Raw genomic sequence first — 2,831 nt, forward strand, 5'->3', positions numbered from 1 at the left:
TTTCATCTTTAAAGATGAAATTTTTTTACTTGCAACATTTTATACTAATCTATCTAATCAAAGCTACTATATTATGATAAGTTTTTAAATAATTTAAATTTAAGGTGATATGTGTATGAAATATGTACATACGAAACAACAAGAGGAATATGATTGTGGAATTGCTTGTGTATCATCAATACTAAAATATTATAATTTACAATATGGTATAAATTATCTTAGAGATTTAGTTGTTACAAAAAATGGTTATAGTTTAAAAGACCTAATATCACTATTTAATCATTTCAAACAATTTTCATGTAAGGCCATTGAGGTAGATAAAAACTATATAGAAGAAGTTTTTTACGACCTTAAAATGCCATGTATTGCTTTAGTTAATCGTGGAGAAGAGGGAGATTATGAAGGGCATTATATTATTATCTATAAGAAACAGAAAAATAAATTAATAATAAGTGATCCTGTAAATGAGAAGATAAGTACAATATCTATCAATGAATTCAAGAAAGAATTTACAGGGATTCTTCTCTTAATTACTAAAAAAAATAATGATGAATTTTTTGCCCAAAGTATAAATTATTCAAAACAAATGTTTAAGGAACTAATAAAAGGTAATAAATTTACTATAGTCTCAGTATTATTATTATCGTCCTTATTTGTTCTTCTTTCCATAGGTAATTCTTATTTCTTTAAAATTTTAACTGATTTTGTTATTCCGTATCATTATGATCATTTTTTAGTGCAATTCACTTTAACTTTTTTAGGTATTAATTTGTTAAATAATCTATTTGATTACGCTCGAATTTATGTAACCAATAGAGCTGCAATTAAATTAGATAAATCTATTTCAACACAGTATTTAGAAAAGATAATCCAATTGCCGTTAGTCTTTTTTGAAAATAGGGAAAGTGGAGATATTATTTCAAGATTTAATGATACATCGTATATTAGGAATTTAGTAAATGTGGCTTTTATATCACTAATATTAAATTCGGTAATTCTATTAGGAATAGGAATCGTTCTTTATATGATTAATAAAATGTTATTCCTTATAGTACTTTGTTTATCATTAATTCTAATATCATTAACAATTATATATTATGATATTTTGAAGAGGAGAAATAGAAATTTAATGTCTGCACGATCATATACTCAATCTTTTCTAATTCAATTTATAAAAAATATGACTAGTGTATATTCATTAAATAAAAAAGAGTACTTTCTTAACTCATTCCATAAAGTATTTAGTAAACAATTAGATTCGACAAGGAAAGAAGCATATTCACTTACTAATAGTAATGGACTGAAAAAGTTAGTACAAACTACTTTTTCTATAATCATCTTGTTTGTGGGAGCGAAACAGATTATGTCTGACTCTATGACATTAGGTGATTTTTTATTTGTAAATTCTCTTATGATGTTTTTCATGAGCTCTTTAGGTGGATTAATTGAGATACAAGGAGAAATACAAAAGGCCCTGGTTGCAAAGGATAGATTTTTAGATATTATGAATTATCCTGTATTAAAAGAAACCAATGAAAAAAAAATAGCTAGCGTAGAAGAGATAAAAATTAAAAATTTATCTTTTCATATTAATGATCAATGTATTATCAAGGATATTAATGTTACCTTACATAAAAATGAGAAAATAATATTGGTAGGGGAGAGCGGTTCAGGAAAAACAACATTTTCAAGGTTATTAAATAAATTGTACCCTGTCAGTGATTCACAAATTTTTATAAATGGTATGGATATTAATGGTGTTAGTAGCAAAGAGTTGAGAAATGAGATTATATATTTAAATGAAACCCCTTTTCTTTTTAAAGATAGTATAAGAGAAAACTTAAGTATGGGGGAGGATTTTACAGAGGATGAGATTATAGAAGCTTGTAAAATAGCACAAATATATGATGTTATTAATTCTTTATCTAATCAATTCAATTTTGTTATAAATGAAAGTATGTCAAATTTATCTACAGGACAGAAACAAAGGCTTTGCTTGGCTAGGGCTATTCTCCAAAAACCAAGTGTTCTTATTTTAGATGAATCACTTAGTAACGTGGATCTAAATACTTTTAAAAATATTTATGATAGTCTATTAGATTTAAATGTAATATTAATTTTTATTACCCATAATCCTGAGTTTTTGACTGAATATGATAGAAAATTAGTGTTCGTAGAAAAATCGATTATCGAAATGGAAAAACGTAATGAGAAGATGAGATTAGAGGTGACAAGATGACAAAAAAAGTTTTTTTGGCTTCTTTGGTAATTATATTAAGTGTTTGTATAGTATTTTTTGTGTCCAATTCAAAGAGTTTAGATACACCTAATTATACAAATATAACCATGAAAGAGCTACAGAAAAAGATAGATTCTAAGGATAATTTTAAAGTTTATGTATATAAAACAAGCTGTTCAGCTTGTCAGACTATGAAGCCAATAATGAATGAAGTTATTAGAGAGGAAAAAATAGATATTCTGGCTTTTAATATAGAATCAGAGTCAAGTATTGATTTTTCATTTTTGGAAGGACAAAATGTAGATAAAACACCCACATTACTTCAATATAAAAGCGGGGAAGAGGTAGCACGTTTAGAAGGACTCCAATCTAAACAAGAATTAAAAAAATTTATGAAACAATAGTTGTTTGTTTTTATATTTAGAGGTGAGAATGTAATGATATACATTTCTTTCTTTGTATCATTTATTGCTACTATAGGAAGTTTATATTTTAGTGAAATAAAAGGATTTATTCCATGTGAATTATGTTGGTATCAAAGAATATTTATGTATCCAATTCCATTATTAATTTTGATATCAATAATTAATAA

3 protein-coding genes are annotated in these 2,831 nt (G+C 25.5%); all 3 read left to right on the forward strand.

The window, feature by feature from the left end; translation table 11 throughout:
- Window positions 1-115: 115 nt before the first annotated feature.
- Window positions 116-2,239 (forward strand): peptidase domain-containing ABC transporter, encoded by a 2,124-nt coding sequence (locus DN403_RS30155; protein WP_149186086.1) that lies wholly within the window; start codon window positions 116-118, stop codon window positions 2,237-2,239.
- Window positions 2,236-2,643, forward strand: coding sequence for a thioredoxin family protein (locus DN403_RS30160; protein ID WP_179958959.1), 408 nt, complete (start codon window positions 2,236-2,238; stop codon window positions 2,641-2,643). The genes DN403_RS30155 and DN403_RS30160 overlap by 4 nt, the downstream gene beginning before the upstream one ends.
- A 33-nt stretch (window positions 2,644-2,676) precedes the next feature.
- On the forward strand, window positions 2,677-2,831 hold a 155-nt coding region (locus tag DN403_RS30165; protein WP_149186087.1), incomplete at its 3' end, for a disulfide bond formation protein B.

The sequence above is a fragment of the Bacillus sp. AY2-1 genome (assembly GCF_008368965.1).
GTDB classification, from domain to species: domain Bacteria; phylum Bacillota; class Bacilli; order Bacillales; family Bacillaceae_G; genus Bacillus_A; species Bacillus_A thuringiensis_S.